Below are 16,729 nucleotides of genomic sequence, written 5' to 3'. Positions count from 1 at the left end.
TGGTCAGTCCACCGCTTCGATCGAGTACGCGAAGGAAAAGTCCTGGGGGTGCCGCTCGTGCCGGCCGACGCCGAACCCCTCCTGGGCCAGCAGGGACGTCCGGTAGAGCCCGATGCTCGGGCCCACCACGCCGGTGAGCAGCTCGTAGCCGGCGTTGACGAGCACGGCGGTCGCGCCCGCCACGGCCACGGCGGCCGCCGCGTGCGGCGCGCCGAGCACCAGGCCGGCCACCTGCGCCTCGGCCAGCTGGACGACCGGGCTGGTCAGCTTGTGCTCCAGCAGCGTGCCGAGGGCCTGGGCGCCGGTGGTGTCCCGGGACACCCAGATGGCGATGTCGAGGAAGTCGGCGGCCGGGCCGTGGTAGATCAGCGCGCGCTCGAGCGGCAGCCGGTCGCCGTCGCGGATGTTGCTGAACCGCATCGTCTCGGCGCGGTACGCCGGCCGGTCGCCCGTCCCCCCGGTGAGCACCAGCGTGTCGATCCGGATGTCGGCGCCGCCGAGGGCGCGGTTCCGGTGCACGACCAGCTCGTCGATGCGGACGGCGACCGCACCCGGGGCCGGGCCGCGCGCCGACAACAGGCGGACCGGCTCGGCCGGGCGGTCGTCGACCAGGAACGCCGCCCGCTCGACGGCCGGCGGCCGGTTGGGGCTGACCGTGAAGTCGATCGGCTCGACGGCGTACCGGACCTGTTCGGCCGGCGGGTCGCTGATGTCGCGGGTGGTCCCGGTCGCGATCTGCGCCAGCAGGCTCTCCAGCCCGGGGCGGGCGGTGAGCTTACGGGCCGCCCGGACCGTCCGCTGCTGCAGCACCGACACGTCGACCGGGCCGTCGCTGATCAGGGCCAGCACCGTCTCCGGCCGGGCGTAGGTGGTGTCCACCCCCTCCGGCCACTTCATCTCCACCCCGGTCAGGCGCCGGGCGACGTCATCCCAGCCGTACGTGTACGACGCGCCCTTCTCGAGCCGGACGCCGCCGGGGTCCGCCGCGGTGAGCACGGCGACCCGGTACGCCACGCCGATGTCGACGAGGGACACGTACCTCGTCTGCTCGCCGAGATTGGTCAGCCGGAAGTAGACCCGCTCCCCCTCGTACGCGAAAAGCAGTGCCCCCGACGCCGGCAACGGTTCGGCCCGGCCGTCGCGCACCCGGCCCCACTCGACGGTCACGTCGTGTGCCAGCGGCCGGGCCGGATCCCCGCCGAGCCGGCGCAGCGTGGTCGCCTGGGCGATGCGTTGCAGGTTGTCGGCGATCGAGCTGATGCCCAGCGGCGTGGCCGGATACGGCTGGTGCAACGGCCCGATGCTGTCCCGCACCACCAGCCCGTCCCGGGCGTCGACGATCACCTCGACCGGTGCCGGCTCGCCCGCCGGCGCCGGAACCACGAGCGCCCGCAACGCCAGCGCGCCGGCCAGCGACGCCGCCACCGGGTGATCGGCCGGCAGCCGGACCGGCAGCGCCGGCGCCGCCGCATGCGTCCGGTGGGCGCGGGCGTCGACCGGCACCTTCGCGTCGCCGGACGGGAGTCGCAAGCGGGCGAGAGCCGAGGTCGGCAGGATCCGGTCGACCGTCGCGGTACCGATGGCCGGGCCGTCCTGCGGTCCGCCGGCGCCGCTCGGCATGATGGCGAACTCGTCGCCCAGCTCCACCCCGAGCAGCGGCGCGCCGAGCACCTCGACGTAGTCCGGCTCGGCCGGCACGAGCGGCAGGCCGGCGAGCGGGTCGAGGTCGGTCGGCTCGAACGGCTCCCGGGTCGACGGCCCCTCGGCCTCCGGGCGCTGGGCCGGCGCGAGCTCCTGCACGGACCGCCGGACCGCCTCCAGCATCGTCGCCCAGTTGACCCGGGCCGGCCGGTTGTCGCGCAGCGCCCGGGAGAGCGCGTCGGTCAGCAGGCCCATCCGGACGCCGTCCCGGTTGGCGCCCTCCCACGCCGACTCGGTGGGCGAGCAGGCCACCACGCGCACCGCGTACGGGTTGCTGACCAGCGACCGCCGGTCCACCTCGAGACCGGCCGCGGCCAGCTCGGCCAGGTGCGCCTGGACCGCCTCGTAGGTCGGCTGCCAGTGCGCGGGGGCCGTTCGCAGCAACGTCTTGAGGCGCAGGCTCACATCGCGCGACATGTGGGCGGCATGGCAGCAGTCCAGGATCACGGTGACGTTGCGGGTCCTGTCGGTCAGGCGGGCCAGCAGGACGGACAGCTCGACGCCGGTGATGCCCCGGAAGTCGCCGTCGCTCGAGTCGTTGTAGTCGTCGGGGACGATGAACTGCAGGTCCGGGCCGTCCGGCGCGGGCAGGCGGCCGCCGTGGCCGCTGTAGTAGAGCACGAGGGCGTCGTCCGGCCGCGCGTCGGCGATGACCTTCTCGTACGCGTCGAGCACCGCCGCCCGGGTCGCGTCCGGTGTGCTGAGCCGCCGCACCGTGAAGCCGCGCGGTTCCAGCGCGCCGGCCATCGCCTCGACATCGTGGAGAACGCCGCCCAGGCCGTTGGTCTGCGCGCCGATCAGGAGGGCTTTTCGCGTCATGCCCCTCTCTGACGGACACCGGCGAGGTCACCCGAAGAGGCCCTCCCGGCGGGCTTTCGTGATCGCCTCGGCCGCGCTGTGCACTTCCAATTTCGCGTACGCCCGGCGAAGCTGCGTCTCGACCGTTCGCTTGGACACCTTGCGCTTGGCGGCGATCGCCCCGGGGTCCAGGCCTTCGTAGCGGAAGCCCAGGGTGTCGAACTCGGCCTGGGTCAGGTCGTAGGGCAGCGGCGCCGCGGCCGGGCGCTCGGTCAGGTCGACGCGGAGCCGGCGGGCCGACCGGTCCACCGCGGCCCGCAGCGGTTCGGCCCGCAGCCGGCCAGCCGCCCGGTACGCCTCGCGCAACGGCTCCCGGGCCTCGTCCCGATCGCCGGCGGCGACGGCCTGGCGCCATCGGGCGTAGGCCGCTGGGTACGGCCGATCGAGCGCCTCCCAGCCGTCCGCCACCGCCCGCCAGAGCGACGGCCGATCGGTTCCCCGGATCCGCTGACGCTCCGCCCGGCAGAGCAGAAGGAGCTGACCCACCTCGGTGGACGATGGTTCGCCGCGGGCTCGCCGGGCCAGCCGGGCCAGCTCGTCGCCGTCGCGGACCGCCTGGCGATCGGCCGCGCTCCGCATGCCCAGCGCACACAGGCGCAGCAGCTCGAGGGTGTTCTCCCCCGCCCGCACGGCCCGCACGCCCGCGGCCACCTCCTCGACCACCCGGGCATCACGCTCCCAGAGGGCGAGCTCGGCCCGGACGGCGTGCAACGGACCGAGAAAACGCGGATCCCGGCCGTACTCGACACTCTCGATCGCATCGAGCAGCTCGCGGGCCTCGTCGAACTCGCCCCGCGCCACCTTGATCTCGGCCAGCGTGAGCCGCGGGTAGAGGCTCTCCAGCACCGGCCGGTCCAGCGACACCTCGGTGATGATCTCCTCGGCCTCGTCCCACTCGCCCAGCAGCACGAGCGCGGCGCTGGTGTTGCCGGCCAGCAGCGCGCCCTGCCGGGTGTGCGCGAGATCGAGCTGCCGTGCGGTCCGCAGGCCCTCCCGGGTCACCGCGGCGGCTTCCTGCAGCCGACCGGCATGTTCCAAGATCAAACCCAGGTTGCCGTACGCCCGGAACAGGTCCTCGAGATGGTCGGCGGCCCGCGCGATCTCGACAGCCCGCCGCAGCCGGACCTCGCCCTCCGGATCGCCCAGCAGGCCCAGAGCCAGCCCGGAGATGTTGAGCGCCCGGCCCTGCTCCGGCACCGCACCGGCTGCCAGCGCCATGGTGAGCGCCGCCTGCGCCAGGTTCGCACCCTCGGCGTAGCGTCCCGCCTGGAGCCGGCCGAGAGCCAGCCCGCACAGGCTGCGAGCCTTGACCGCCGAGGTGGGCCGGCCGTCCAGCAGCTCCACCGCCCGCCGGTACGCGGCCTGCGCGTCGACCCCGCGGCCGGCCTCCCACAGATAGCTGCCGAGCCGCTCCCGCAGGCCGGCCTCCGCCGGCGCCTCGGCGACGGCCTCCTCGATCCGGGCCACCGCCCGGTCCACGTGGCCCGACCACCGGGCCGCGTCGGCCGCCCGGACCAGCAGGTCGACGTGGGACAGGCCGGCCCGCCGCTGCGGGTCCTCCACCTGCCGCCACACCGCGAGCGCCCGCGAGAACTGCACCTCGGCGGAGGGAAAGGCCAGCTGCCGTACGGCGACCTCACCGGCCTGGACCGCCGAAGCGAGCGCCTCCGGCCGGCTGCCGGCGTGGTACCAGTGGCTGGCCAGCTCGGCGGCCGCCGACCCCTCGCTCAGGCACAGGCTGGAGTCGGCGGCCAGCGCCCTGGCCATCGCGAGGTGCAGGTCGACCTGGATGTCCCGTACGGTCGTCTGGTAGACCGCCTCCCGCAGCAGCGCGTGCCGGAACCGGTAGACGTCCTCCCCCGGCCCGGCCACCAGCATCTGCCGGTCGAAGCACTCCTGCACGGCGGCGCGCAGCACGTCCGGCGGGAACTCGCCGACCTCGCGCAGCAGCCGCCGGCTCATCGCGCGACCGGCCACCGCGGCCACCCGCAGCACCTTGAGCGCGTCCTCGCTGAGCACGCCGAGCCGGGCCAGCACCACCGACCGGGTGTCGGCGGGCAGCCGGACGTCCTCCGGATTCTCCAGGGCACCCGCGGCCATCAGCTGCTCGGCGTAGAACGGGATGCCGTCGGACCACTCGAAGCACCGCTCGGCCAGGTCATGGTCGACCGGGCCGCGCCGCCCCGCGCTGAGCAGCTCACGCAGCTCCCGCCGGTTCAGCGGGGGCAGTTCGAGCCGCTCGACCCGCCGTAGGAAGCCCGAGTTGGCCAGCAACTGCCACAGCGGATCACCACGGTCGAGCTCGGTCGACCGGTAGCTGGCGAGTACCAGCAGGCGGCGGTCCCCCGGGCCGGCCTGGCCGAGGTGCCGCACGATGTCGAGGGTGGACGGGTCGGCCCAGTGCAGGTCCTCCAGGATCAGCACGGTCGGCGCGTCGGCCCCGATCGCGTCCAGCATCTTCCGCACGGCGAGGATCACCTGCTGCGGGGAGCCGATCGGGTCACCGCCGAGGTCGAAGAAGGCGGTGAGTCGTTCGTACGCCGGGCCACCCAGCTCTCTCGCCCGCGCCGTCCCGTACTCCCGCCCGAAGGCCTCCAGCACCTCGAGCAGCGGCCCGTACGGCATCGGGTCCCCGAAGTACTCCTCGCAGGCGCCGGCCAGCACGTGCGCCCCCGCCGCCCGAGCCACCCCGGCGAACGTGCTGACCAGCCGGCTCTTCCCGATCCCCGCCTCGCCGCCGATCAGGACGGTGCAGGCCTGTCCGCCCCGGACCTGCTCGAGCCGGCGACCGAGAAGAGCCAACTGATCCGTACGGCCGATGAATGCCGTTTCCCGGGGCACCCGACCACCACCGCACTGAAACTCGACGGGCCCGGCTCCCGGCTACCCCCGTTCCGGACTGCCGAAGCTACCCGCCCCCTACCCGGAATGTATGGGCCTGTCCGCCAGAACTGCCGAACAGTTTTACCTGCCGGTTCGTCGAGAGCCGGGTCGCCGGCCGCCACGCTCGGGCCCGGAACGGCGGGGCCGGGTCGGCTGATCAGCCGGTGCGTCGACGGCGCCGGGGCTGGAGAACGACACCGAAGGCGCCGCCGGACGGGAAGACTTCGGCGGCGGCCACTGCGACGCCGCGATCTGGGCCCCGGTGACCGGCAGGGCAGGCGAGATCTGGTCGAGCAAGCGCTGCGCCAGACCGGCGTCGATCTCGAGGTCAGGGCTGATGCGAACATCGGCCGCGGTCGCCAGGTCCACAACGTCGTCGCTGGTGAACGCATCAGCCCCGAGAGTGCTCAGCCGCCGCGCGAACTCCTGGACATTGATCATTTGCCGCCTCATCGTCGGATTGTCAACGACCCACAGTAACCCGCCTCGCCCGGCGGATCCTGCCCTCACCGCCAACAGCCGATGCCGGCAACGGCGCCGCGGCCCACAACTCTCATCGCGGCGATGCTTGACATCAGGGTTGGGCCTATTCCTGCGGAACGCTTCTGCCGCGAACTGCTTGGCCGACCGGGCGAGCCCGGCTGGCGAAGGAGGCGGGCGTCCGCCGGCGCCCGGCGGTTCGGCGAGCGATGCATGGCCTTCGACGGCGCTTCTCTCGATTTCGGCCACCGAGGGCCCGCGCCGCCTGGCCCCTTGCCGGCACCTGCGGTCACAGTGGGTAACAGACGCAACGGCCTGGCGTTGCACTGATTTCCGATGTGAGTGCGTTGCCTATTGTTCCGCTGTGCTCAGTTCCAGGGTCTCTTTGATTTCCTGGATTCCACGCTCGACGCGGCCCTTCACCACATCGGCCATGGCATGAGGAAGAACATCAGTCAGCCAGACGAGCCGACTGCGATCGCCCTCCTCGAACACCTGGAACGCCGCGTGGTGATAAGTCAGCGGCAGTCGTTGCCCTTCGATGACCGCGTAGGCCATCCTGCGAATGGCGTGGTCAACCGCCAGGATCAGCTCGCGTACCTGAGCACCGTCCGGCATGGTCAGAATGCGGACGTCGCCCTCGATCCGGGCAGCGGCCACCCGGGCCGGCAGCAGCCGATGGTGTACCGCTCCGACGTCGGCAACAACGTCCCACACCTGCTGCGCCGGAACGTCGATGATGGTCTCGATACAGACCGTGGCCATGGCTGACGCGTTCCCCTTCGTATAGCGGGAATGTCGGCGGCAACAGCTTATCGGGCCCTGTTGCCCAACCGTTGGCCGCGTCCGCATGCCCCTTTCGCCGGCCCGGGGCTGTGTTTCTTCAGCTGGCGTCGGCCACGGGCTCCTGCTCGGCCTCGGTCTCTGCGTCGACCAGTGGGGATGAGGTCAGCAGCTCCACCTCCCAGTGTTCGACCAGCGCCTCGCCCTCCTCGTCGGCCTCGAGGTAGCTGCGCAGCCGGACGCCCAGGCCGAGCTGGTTGGCCGCCCGCAGGTGCTCGGTCACCTCGTCGATGCTGGTCAGGTAGTGGGTGGCGATGAGGTCGGGCTGCGCGGTGTGCTCGTCGAGATCAGTCACCGCACCAGGGTAGTCAGCACGACTTTGCTGCGCGTACGGCCGGTCTCGATCAGCCCGTGCGCGGGGGCGCCTCGTCCAGCAGGACCATGCGGATCAGCAGCACGGCGAACAGACCCGGACCAACTGGTCCGGGTCCTGAGGCTACGGCCGGGCGCGCGGGTGGCGCGGTGTCAGTCAGTGACGCCGAGGTGGAGCAGCCAAAGCCGTTTCTGATGGTTGATCACGACGTCGACGTAGAAGGGCGTGTACCAGTCGTCGGTTGCCCAGTTCATCCTCAGCGTGTGCACGTTCCACCTGGTCGGCCGAGCGCAGCGCCCGCAGCAGGCCGGGAACCGCTACCGCCGACTCGTACGGCCCGCAGAGCCCTGCGCAATCCACATCCGCCCGGCCGTGAGGTAACACCAGCCCACCCGCCCGCTGCTCACGCGTGCCCGGGCGACGGCCGGATACGGATACGGCGCCCCATCGGCGCGGCGAAGCAACTCGCCGGCAAAGAAACCGAGGCCGGGAGCCCGCGGCGGCGAGAACACCCAATAGCCGCGAACAGATCGCGACGGAACGTGACGGGCTGGTGGCAGCGCGACTCACGGACATGGCCGATGTGCGGGCGTCCGGCCGCATACCGCTGTTGGCCGGCCGAACGCGACCGCAGCTCCCTTTCCCTGCGGCTTTGCTCTGCTCACTTGTACGCACCGAAATCGAGCGGGCGTTCGATTTCGGTGCGTACAAGTGAGCAGAGCAAAGGCAGCCGGAGGTGTCCGGATTTGCCGCGATCCGGTGCGCGATGCCCTCACGTCGTGCCGTCCGCTTCACGTTTGCGTGACCTGGCATCCTGAGTCGGTGCCAAGTTCAGTGCGACGACACTATGTCGTCGGCCATGTCGCGCGCCGGATTCCCGTGCGTTGGGGCGGCGCGTGCCTTCGGGTCGCCGTCGACGGACCGGACGGCTCCGGCAAGACCACCTTCGCGGCTCAGGCGACGATATCGCGCTGGACCGGTTCGGAGACTTGGTTCGTACGGGCGGCACGAGTTTGACCGCTTGGACGTGCGAGTTCCCTGCTGCAACGCCGCCGTCGGCCTCAACCGCTTGCGTTTCGAGAACCCGATCGGCTTCGCCCGCTTCGAGGTGAGCGCCATGAACGGAACCTGGGTCAAACATGACTTCGACACCGAAGAGCTCAGTCAGGTAGCCAGCCTCCTCGGCCGCCCCGTCGAGCAGGTACTCGCACACTACTGACCAGCCGAGAGGGCGCGCCACGCCCGAGCCAACCTGTTCCCGGTCAGCACTCCTGACCGACCAAGATCACGTACCCAGATTCGCCGTCGTCAGTGGCGGCAGTGATGCGGAGCCGTGGTCGGCGATCCGGTCACGCGTCGTTGGAACCCCCGGCCGGTGGAGGCCGATGTCGGCGGTGGTCATGCCGGGCACGCCCGCCGGGACTTGGCTCACCATCTCGGCCACCGCAGCCGCGGCCTGCGGGTGACGGTGACCGCGCATTCCGGCGAACGACGGAAAAGGGTCGACTCGGCCGTCATTCCAAGATCACAATCACGCTCCGCAGTCATCTCAGATCATGGCGTTGATGCTGCTTCCGCAGCAGTTGACGGCATCCTACATGCCTGTTACCCATGAGTATTCGCGACGAGGAGTGACATCACCGGTCGCCTGAATGTGGTGACGAGGAGGCATTCCGGACGTGCGACTATCAAGCTGGGTGGGCGTTGGCCTCAGTGTCCTCCTGCTGACCGCGATCGGCACCGTCGGCATCTTCGTCAACGGCTCGGCGTTGCGGGCGGCCGACGCGGTGCACCGGTCCGACTCGCGGGTCCTGGGCGCCAACAATGCGGCCCTCACCGGAGGGCTTCAGCTGCTGTCCGCGCGGGAACTGGACGAGTTCGCCAGGACGGCGAGATTCGACCTCCGATCCCAGGATCTGAGTGACCGCAGTGCGTTGCGCAGGCTGAGCGGTTCGTCCGACTTCTTCCAGTACGGCGCGGAGCTCATCCGGCCCGACGGCACGCTGCTGACCGCAAGCCGGGACGACGGCCTGCCATCCGCCGGCGATCCGGGATGGGCGCCGATGCGGCGGCAGGTGCTTGCCGGTCAACCCGGCTTCTCCGCGGTGCTGACCTCCGGCGGCAAGCTGCTGTCGGCCGTGGCCGTGCCGCTCGGCGTCGACGGTCGTCTGGCGGGCGCGTTGGTCGGCTTCACCGAGCTGGCGGCGTCCCAACTCCAGGTGTACACGGCGAGGCTCAGGGTGCCGGGCGAGGTGACCTCGGTGGTCGACGGCAATGGACGGATCGCGGCCTCGACCGATCCCGGCCGCTTGGGCTCCAGCGTCGACCCGGCGATCGCCGCGGTCCTCGGCACCGCCCGGGCGAACGGGTTCGTCGAATACCACTCCGGCGGGACCGACATGATCGCCGTGGTGGTCGGCGGCACACCCAGCAACTGGGCCTACGTGCGGTTCCAGACCAAGGACTCGTTCGACGGACCGGTCGTCGGCCGGAACCGGACGACGAACCTCACGCTGCTCGCCATGCTCCTGCTCGGCGTCGTCGTGGTGACCCTGCTCGGTTACCGCATCCAGGTACAGCGCCGCCACGCCGAGCAGCGGTTCCAGACGCTGTTCCAGCACGCCCCCGACCTGGTCGCGGTGCTGGACGAGAACGGATACGCCGTCTACGCCAGCCCGAGCGCCGGCGCCCTGCTCGGCACCGACGTGCGCCTGTTGCTGGGCAACTGCGTCTTCGACCTCGTGCACTCCGAAGATCGCGCCCGGCTGAAGGCGGAGTTCCAGGAGCTGCGTAGCCACGCGAACCAGGTGCTGAGGCGGCAGTGCCGGGTGTTGGCGGCCGACCGTACGTTCCGCTGGGTCGAGTTCACCGCCTCCAACCAGTTGCACAACCCGTCCCTGAACGGCGTCGTGATCAATGCCCGCGACGTCACGGACAGCCGCGCGCTGCAGGACCGTCTGGCCCATGAGGCACAACATGACCCCCTGACCGCTCTGCCGAACCGCCGCTGCATGAACGAGAAGCTCCGCGAGTTGCTGCGCGACCAGGCGGTCGGTGTGCTCTTCATCGACCTGGACGGCTTCAAGCCGATCAATGACACGTACGGCCACGAGGCGGGTGACGACCTGCTCCGTCAGGTCGCCGAGCGCCTGGTCGGGCATCTGCGGTCCCAGGATCTGCTCGCCCGCGTCGGCGGCGACGAGTTCGTCGTGCTGATGCCCGGAATGGTGCGGTACTTCGAGGCGCAGGCCTTCGCCGGCCGCCTTCGCCGGGCGATCGAGGAACCGTTCCCGATCGGGTCGGACGCGGTCCGGATCAGCGCCAGCATCGGGGTGCACCTGGCCACCCCGGCCGACAACCCGGACCACGTACTGCGGGCCGCCGATCACGCCATGTACACGATCAAGAAAGCCGGCGGGGGCCACTCGGCGAGCGTGCCCCAGCTGGCCGCCTCGTCCCCCGCTGGGCGGCACCGGTCAACCAGCTGACGCGGCGCCAGGAACGCTGTCCGGCGGGTCCGGTTTTCCGATGCTCCGACGGGGTGCGGATTCCCCAGCAACGGCGCAAGGAGGCGCCACAGCGAGACCTTGTTCGTCTTGCCCAGCGTCATACCGGTATCTCAGCGCGCTCGGTCCATTCCCTTTGCACCAGACGTGCGCCACGACGCTCCCCGACGCGGACCCCTCGGCGACCGCAGATCCGGATCAGGCCCCTATTCCTCGACATCGACTCCGGTCTGGCGCACCGCCTCCGTCGCTTCGGCGAAGAACTTCTCGGATGTCACTACGGCGTCCGCCAGCCCCGTGATGACGTCCCCCGCGGCGCCGTCGCTGATCGCCTGCGCGAGATCTGCCCTTCTCGCCACGAGGTCCCGGTACGCGGTCTCCAGCCGGCCGACCAGGCCCCCGAGCCGCTCGACCGCACGCTGCACCTGCTCGCCCGCCCGCGACGCCTGGATCTCGTCGGGAAGGTTGTGGTACCTCTCGCTGATCTCCTCGGCGGCCTTCTCGGCGTCGGCGAGCGCCTTTTGGGTCTCCGGAGTGGCGTTTTTGGCGGCGGCCTCCTTCGCGGCGAAGATCTTGTCCGCTGCCTCGGTCGCCGCGTCGACGGTCTTGCGGTAGAAGTCCTTGCCCTCGCCACGGAGCAGTTCGTAGAACTTCGCCGTCTGCTGCCCGAGGGGCGTGGCGGCGTTCAGTGACTCGGTGTCCGGACTGCTGTTGGCCCGGATTGCGTCCTCGACGACGTTTTTCCTGACTTTCCACCGCTTCGCCAGCTCGCGAGGCGTCCCGCCTTTGCCCGCCTCCAGGCGGACCAGCCGGAACTCGATCAGCGCATGTTCCATCTCGTGCCGGACGTGGTCGCACAGCGCGGCGAACTCCTCGATGGAGGGCGCCTCGGCGGTGAGAGCGGCGTGCCCGATCTCGATCGACCACCGGTTCGACCGGAACTGCGACGTCTCGCCGTTGACCGCGCTCGCGGACGGCCGGGTAAGGCCGGTGCCGCCCGCCAGGTCCTCGTGCACCGCCTCTACCAGCATCTCCGCACGCTGGTTCGGCGAGGCGCCCGCCCACCGGTGACGCAGGACCTCCAGCATGCGGGCCGCGATCCGGATGCTCTGCGCCTCGGTCGCCGGATCCGGCGCCGTTGCCGAGCGGCGGCGGCCGGCCATCGAGGATCCGCCGCGTTCGGCCGCAGGGTCGACGACCGTGCCCTCGGCGGCGGGCAGGTGGCGGTCGCCCACGCCTTCCGTACGCTCCGGGCCGGTCACCACGTCGCCGGCCATGACCTCGCGCGGCTGGCTCTTCGGCACGAACGCCACCAGCGGCTCGGTCGTCGCATGCCGCTCGCGGATGCCCCGGTCCGCGTCCACGTCGTGCGATTCCGGGCTGTCCACCGCCCAGCTGACGTGGTCGGCGTGCTCGACGTTGATGCCCATCGACCGCAGCAGGCCGACCACGCCGCGGCGCACGTCGTTGTCCAGCGGCCGGCCGTCGGGCCCGGTGATCTCGAACAGGTCGTGGTCGCCGCCGATATCCTTGAACGCGCCGGCCTCGCGCGGGTCGGCTATCTGCAGCACGCCGTCCTTCACCCGCAGGATGCCCTCCTCGGTGAGCCGGCCGTACTCCTCCTGGTAGTGCGCGTGCTCCTCGGCGCGTTGGGCGAAGCGTTCCTGGACGGCCTGCCGCGCGTCCGGAGTCATCGCGTCGAGGATCTGCTGGCTGGGCAGCTTCGGCTCGAAGAAGCCGACCTTGCCGAGGCCGTCGGCGGGCGCCCCGATCAGCTGGTCGACCCGGTTCACGGTCTTGGCCTTGATCAGCTCGGGCTTGGCGACGCCGCCGGCCTCCAGCACCGGCAGCGAGGCGGTGTTGGTCGGGCGTACTTTGAGCACGACGTTGAGGACGTCGGCGACCTGCTGGAAACCCTCCGCGCTCTTCGGTGGGATGCCGTTGTCGAGCAGCATCTGCTTGGGCGAGCGGGGCCCGAAGACGTCGGCGGCCGGCGGGACCGGCTCGGGCTGGAACCCGGCGCTCACCGGCAGGGCGACTTCCTCCTGCCGCGGCCCGGTGGTCTCCTCTTCGCGCTCAGGCCCGGTGGTCTCCTCTTCGCGCCTGGGTCCGGCCCTGTCTTCCTCGGCCGGCCTGCTCTGCTCTTCCGTCGCACCGGGCTTGTTGCGGTGGGCCATCTTCCCGGCCGCCGTGGCCGCGAGCGCCTTCAGCACCTCTTCGACGGTGAGCCCGAAGTCACCGGTCATCACCTTGGGGGCGTAGATGCCGCCGAAGAAGCCGCCGGCCTCCTTCGCCCCGGTGATCACCATCGTCTTCGCGGACTCCTTGGTGATGACGGCGGTGACCTCGTGGGTCGCGGCTTTCACCTCGAACTCCTCCACCGCGATCACCGTCTTCTCGCCGGCGCCGGCGATCGCACCCACCTCGTGGGCGAGCGCCGTCTGCACGCCGAGCTTGCTCGCGGTCTCGGTGGTGGCCTCCGCCGCCGGCCGCAGCACCGCCGACGCGACCTTGCCCATCAGTGCCTCGCCGAACTTCGCCCCGCCGGCGCCCAGCGCGCCACCCAGGACGTCGGCCTTGAGGTCGTCGAGCGAGTAGTCGCCCATCTTGATCACGAAGTTCGAGGCCACGTTCGCGGCGATGTTCAGGGCCGTGGTCTGCAGGAACGCCATGATCCCCGCCCCCGCGCCCGGGATCGCCACGGCCAGCGCGATGGACACCGCGAAGCTCAGCGCCGACCGGATCTCGCCGAGCACCCGCTCGTTGTCCTTCTCGTACGCGTCGGCGTCCCCGGTCAGCGTCGCCCGCAGCCGCCGCATCTCCGCGACCAGCCGCTCCCGCCTCGCCGGGTCCTTCTCGGCGTTGAACTGCACAGCGAGCCCGGCGAGGTCGTTCCTGGTGCGCTGCAGCAGCCGCTCGGTCTCCGGGACGTCGCCGATCTCCCGCGCCCGCCCGGTGAGCCCGCGATGCTCCATGGTCACGTCGTACTCGGTGAAGCCGCCCGTGGTAATCCATCGTGCCTCGGCCGCGTGCGCGTCCGCCACGCCCGCCAGCTCCGCCGCGGTGGGCTTGACGAGCTGCTCGGCGACCTGCGCCGCGTCCCGCCCGGTCACCAGGCCGCCGCGGACCAGCATTGAGCTGCCGATCTGCGCGAGCTCGGGGGTGGCCGCCCGGCCCGTGTAGTCGGTGCCGAACAGGTCCTTGCGCAGGTCGCGCCCGTCACCGAGCCGGTTGTACGCGGCGACCAGCTCGTCGACCTCTTTCCGGCTCGGCTGCTTGCGCAGCAGCGCCTTGACCGCGTCGACGTCCTTCTTGCCCATGGCGTGCTCGAGCTCGCCCAGGTCGGAGGTGCGCCCACCGCCGTACGAGAGATCGGAGATATAACGTTCGTCGGCCTTGTCGGCGCTCGCGACGATCTCGTCGTAGCTGCGCCCCTTGCCCCCGGCGAGCCTGGTGTACTCGGCCTTGTACTCGTCCACGTAGCGCTGGGCGAGCCGGGTGATCGCCCCGTCCCCCTCGCGCTTGACCGCGAGCTTCTGCTCGACCGGCACCCGCGGGTCGAACGCCTGCGCGGTCAGGTCGTGCTGGGCGAGCTCGCGGAACGACTTCAGCGTCTCGATGACTTTCTTGGCCGACGTCGCGCCGGACTTCTCGTCGGCGACCAGCTGCGCGGCCGCCGCCCGGACCAGATTGGAGCTGCCCGAGGAATTCCACGGATCGGTCGACGCGGCCAGCACCGTCGCGTCCTCCTTGGCCAGGGTGCGCTGCAGCCCGGAGTCGAGCGTCCCGCCGCCCTCGCCGGTCTGCGTGCCGAGAACGGCCCGCATACGCTCGGCCACCGCCTCGCCCGCGGCACGTCCATAGTTCGCCGCCTCGGCGAGGGCCTCCTTCTTGCCGACCTCCAGGATCGACTGGATGTCCGCGGTGAGGGCCTGCTTCTCCTTCTGCCGCTTCCCGGCCAGCACGTCGTACGCCACGCCGAGGCCACCCGGGATCGCGGCGAGCTCCTCGTCCTCCTTGGCCAGCTCCTCGATGCGGCGGCGCTTGTCCTCGATGGCCCAGGCGTCCGCCTGAGCGAAGTGGCCCTTCCGCAGCTCGGTCATCCGCCTCCGCTGCGGGCCGCCGAGGCGGAAGTTGAGCATCAGCTCGACCGTGCCCGGCCCGTGCTCCTTCTCGTAGAGGGCATCGACTGCCTGGATCTCCTCTATCGGCCGGCGATGCATCGCCATCAGCCGCTCCACATGGGCCTCGTCGAGCTCGCCGGTGAGCAACTGGTAGAGCTCGACGGCGTCGGCCTGATGCCGGTGCAGCGCCGGCTCCGCGTCGGCCCGCTTCTCGAGGTCGGCCTTGAGCGGCCCAGCTATCTCGGGCGGGTACGTCCGCAGCTCGGCCATCACCTCGGGCGGGATCGGCTCGGGCCGAGTGCCTCGCAGCAGCGCCTCCAGCCGGGCCACCTGCTCGGGTGTGAGGTCGGCCTTGCGTTTCGACTGGCCACCGCCGAACAGATCCTCGCGCAGCGTCGTGATCTTCTCGAAGTCGAAGAAGACCTCCTCGACCCGTTTGACCTGGCTGGCCGTGAGCCCGTCCAGCGCGGCCACCACGGCCGGGAAGTCAACCTTGCGGCGCTCGGCCTCGACGTCCTCGGTCATGCCGCCGAGCGCGCCGCCCGAGCTCTTCATCGCGTACGTGTACTGCTCGGAGTCGATCGCCCGGAGCAGGTCGTGCGCCCGGGTCGTGGGGTTGAACGACGGGTCGTCCAGGGAGAGCGACGCCGGCGCCGGCCGCGGCACGGCGATCGGCGGGACCGGCTGCTGCGCGCCCGCGGCCACCGTCGCGAGCGCCCGATTGCCGGCGAACTGCTGGAGCAGCATCAGGGGCGTGGCGGCGACCGCCGGGCGCGGCGCGGCCTCGGTCGCCTTGACGGCCGAGCCCGGCTCGACGTCGTGGTCCAGAGTGCTCACGAGATCACGCTACGTCGGCAGTTCAACGGCGCGGTATCCGAGATCCGACGGGACGCCGGACGAGAATGGCCGATATGTCGGTGATCGTGAGGCTGCCGATCGAGGGGCGCGGTTTGTCAGCCGCCGGGCGGGGCCGCAAGGCTACGGTGTGGCTGTGAGACTCGGTGTCAACCTGCCGCAGACCACCGCGTACGACCTCGCCCACGACGTCACGGTGTTCGCACGCGAGGCGGAACGTATCGGTTTCGACAGCCTCTGGGCCTACGATCGGCTGCTGATGCCCGAGGACCAGAGCGGCCCGCACGGCCTGTTCGAGATTCCCGATGCGCCCTGGCCGGCTCGCTACGGCAGCTGCACCGATCCGCTCATTACGCTCGCCCTGGCCGCCGCCGTCACCGAACGGGTCGAACTCGGCACCGGCGTCGTCGTGCCGCCGCTGCACCTTCCCGTCCGGCTGGCCAAGACACTTGCCGCGCTGGATGCCGCGAGCGGCGGCCGGCTGGTCGCCGGGCTCGGAGCCGGCTGGTCGATCGACGAGTTCAACGCCACGGCGCCGCGCCCGCACGGCCATCGGGGCGCTGCGCTCGACGAGTTCCTCGACATCGCTGCGGCCGTCTGGGGACCCGACCCGGTCGCTTTCGACAACGGCGGCTACCGGATCGCGCCGTCCCGTATCAACCCGAAGCCGGCCCGGCGCATCCCGATCCTGCTGGGCGGCCGCGGCGAACCCGCGCTGCGCCGGATCGCGAAACGCGCGGACGGTTGGCTGCCCGCCGCCGTCGCGCCCGCGGAGACCGCCGCAACCCTGACCCGCCTCCGCGAGATGGCCGAGGCGAATGGCCGCGACCCAGCCGCGATCGGCTGCGTCTACCAGATCGGCGTAGCCGACCCCGCCGCTCTCAGCCGCGCCGGGCTCGCCCGCGTGGTCGAACAGATCGCCGAGCTGACCGCGGCGGGCGTAACCCACACATACGTCACGCTGCCGTCCGCCGCGCGCGACCTCTCCGAGCTCCTCGAGGCCGCCGAAGGCCTGTACTCCGCCGTCCGGCAAGCCGGTCTTCGGTGAGGCGCACAGCCGGCCCAAAACACGTCCGGGCCCGGACCCGGCACGTCCACGCTGGCCATCTGCGCGCCGGTCAGCCCGGCGGCCTGTGTCCATGCCGGCGGCCTCATCGTCCGGCTGA

Annotated in this window: 9 protein-coding genes; 3 read left to right on the top strand and 6 right to left on the bottom strand. The window is 71.4% G+C overall.

The annotated features are described in order from the left end of the window. Positions 1-3 precede the first annotated feature (3 nt). The 5 genes from IH26_RS0103380 to IH26_RS0103360 all read right to left on the bottom strand — a co-directional run bounded on the left by IH26_RS0103380 (position 4) and on the right by IH26_RS0103360 (position 7,060). The gene (locus IH26_RS0103380; RefSeq protein ID WP_030434609.1) at positions 4-2,520 is read right to left on the bottom strand and encodes a caspase family protein; all 2,517 of its coding nucleotides are present in this window, start codon (positions 2,518-2,520) and stop codon (positions 4-6) included. A 27-nt stretch (positions 2,521-2,547) separates the two neighbouring features. Next, positions 2,548-5,400 (bottom strand): ATP-binding protein, encoded by a 2,853-nt coding sequence (locus IH26_RS0103375; RefSeq protein ID WP_030434608.1) that lies wholly within the window; start codon positions 5,398-5,400, stop codon positions 2,548-2,550. 123 nt (positions 5,401-5,523) lie between these two features. Further along, entirely contained in the window at positions 5,524-5,883 is a 360-nt protein-coding gene (locus IH26_RS61130; RefSeq protein WP_030434607.1) for a hypothetical protein, read from the bottom strand. A gap of 390 nt (positions 5,884-6,273) precedes the next feature. Then, positions 6,274-6,687 (bottom strand): SRPBCC family protein, encoded by a 414-nt coding sequence (locus IH26_RS0103365; protein ID WP_030434606.1) that lies wholly within the window; start codon positions 6,685-6,687, stop codon positions 6,274-6,276. 118 nt (positions 6,688-6,805) lie between these two features. Then, a complete protein-coding gene (locus tag IH26_RS0103360; RefSeq protein WP_030434605.1) occupies positions 6,806-7,060 on the bottom strand; it encodes a hypothetical protein in 255 nt (84 codons plus the stop codon). A 1,039-nt stretch (positions 7,061-8,099) separates the two neighbouring features. On the opposite strand from IH26_RS0103360, the gene IH26_RS0103350 reads away from it, so the two are divergent. Then, positions 8,100-8,297 (top strand): hypothetical protein, encoded by a 198-nt coding sequence (locus IH26_RS0103350; RefSeq protein ID WP_051807389.1) that lies wholly within the window; start codon positions 8,100-8,102, stop codon positions 8,295-8,297. A gap of 478 nt (positions 8,298-8,775) precedes the next feature. Continuing rightward, complete coding sequence (locus IH26_RS0103340; protein WP_245664893.1) at positions 8,776-10,566, top strand: diguanylate cyclase domain-containing protein; 1,791 nt, start codon at positions 8,776-8,778, stop codon at positions 10,564-10,566. Between the two features lie 224 nt (positions 10,567-10,790). On the opposite strand, the gene IH26_RS53050 is transcribed toward IH26_RS0103340, so the two are convergent. After that, entirely contained in the window at positions 10,791-15,545 is a 4,755-nt protein-coding gene (locus IH26_RS53050) for a hypothetical protein (RefSeq protein ID WP_034213420.1), read from the bottom strand. On the opposite strand from IH26_RS53050, the gene IH26_RS0103325 reads away from it, so the two are divergent. Continuing rightward, complete coding sequence (locus tag IH26_RS0103325) at positions 15,463-16,611, top strand: TIGR03619 family F420-dependent LLM class oxidoreductase (RefSeq protein ID WP_245664892.1); 1,149 nt, start codon at positions 15,463-15,465, stop codon at positions 16,609-16,611. The two genes, IH26_RS53050 and IH26_RS0103325, sit on opposite strands and share 83 nt — an antisense overlap. The last annotated feature ends 118 nt before the right edge of the window (positions 16,612-16,729 follow it).

The sequence above is a fragment of the Actinoplanes subtropicus genome (genome assembly GCF_000721705.1).
GTDB lineage: Bacteria > Actinomycetota > Actinomycetes > Mycobacteriales > Micromonosporaceae > Actinoplanes > Actinoplanes subtropicus.
The sequence above is the reverse complement of the archived record's forward strand: the minus strand, read 5'-3'. Positions and strand labels throughout refer to the sequence as shown.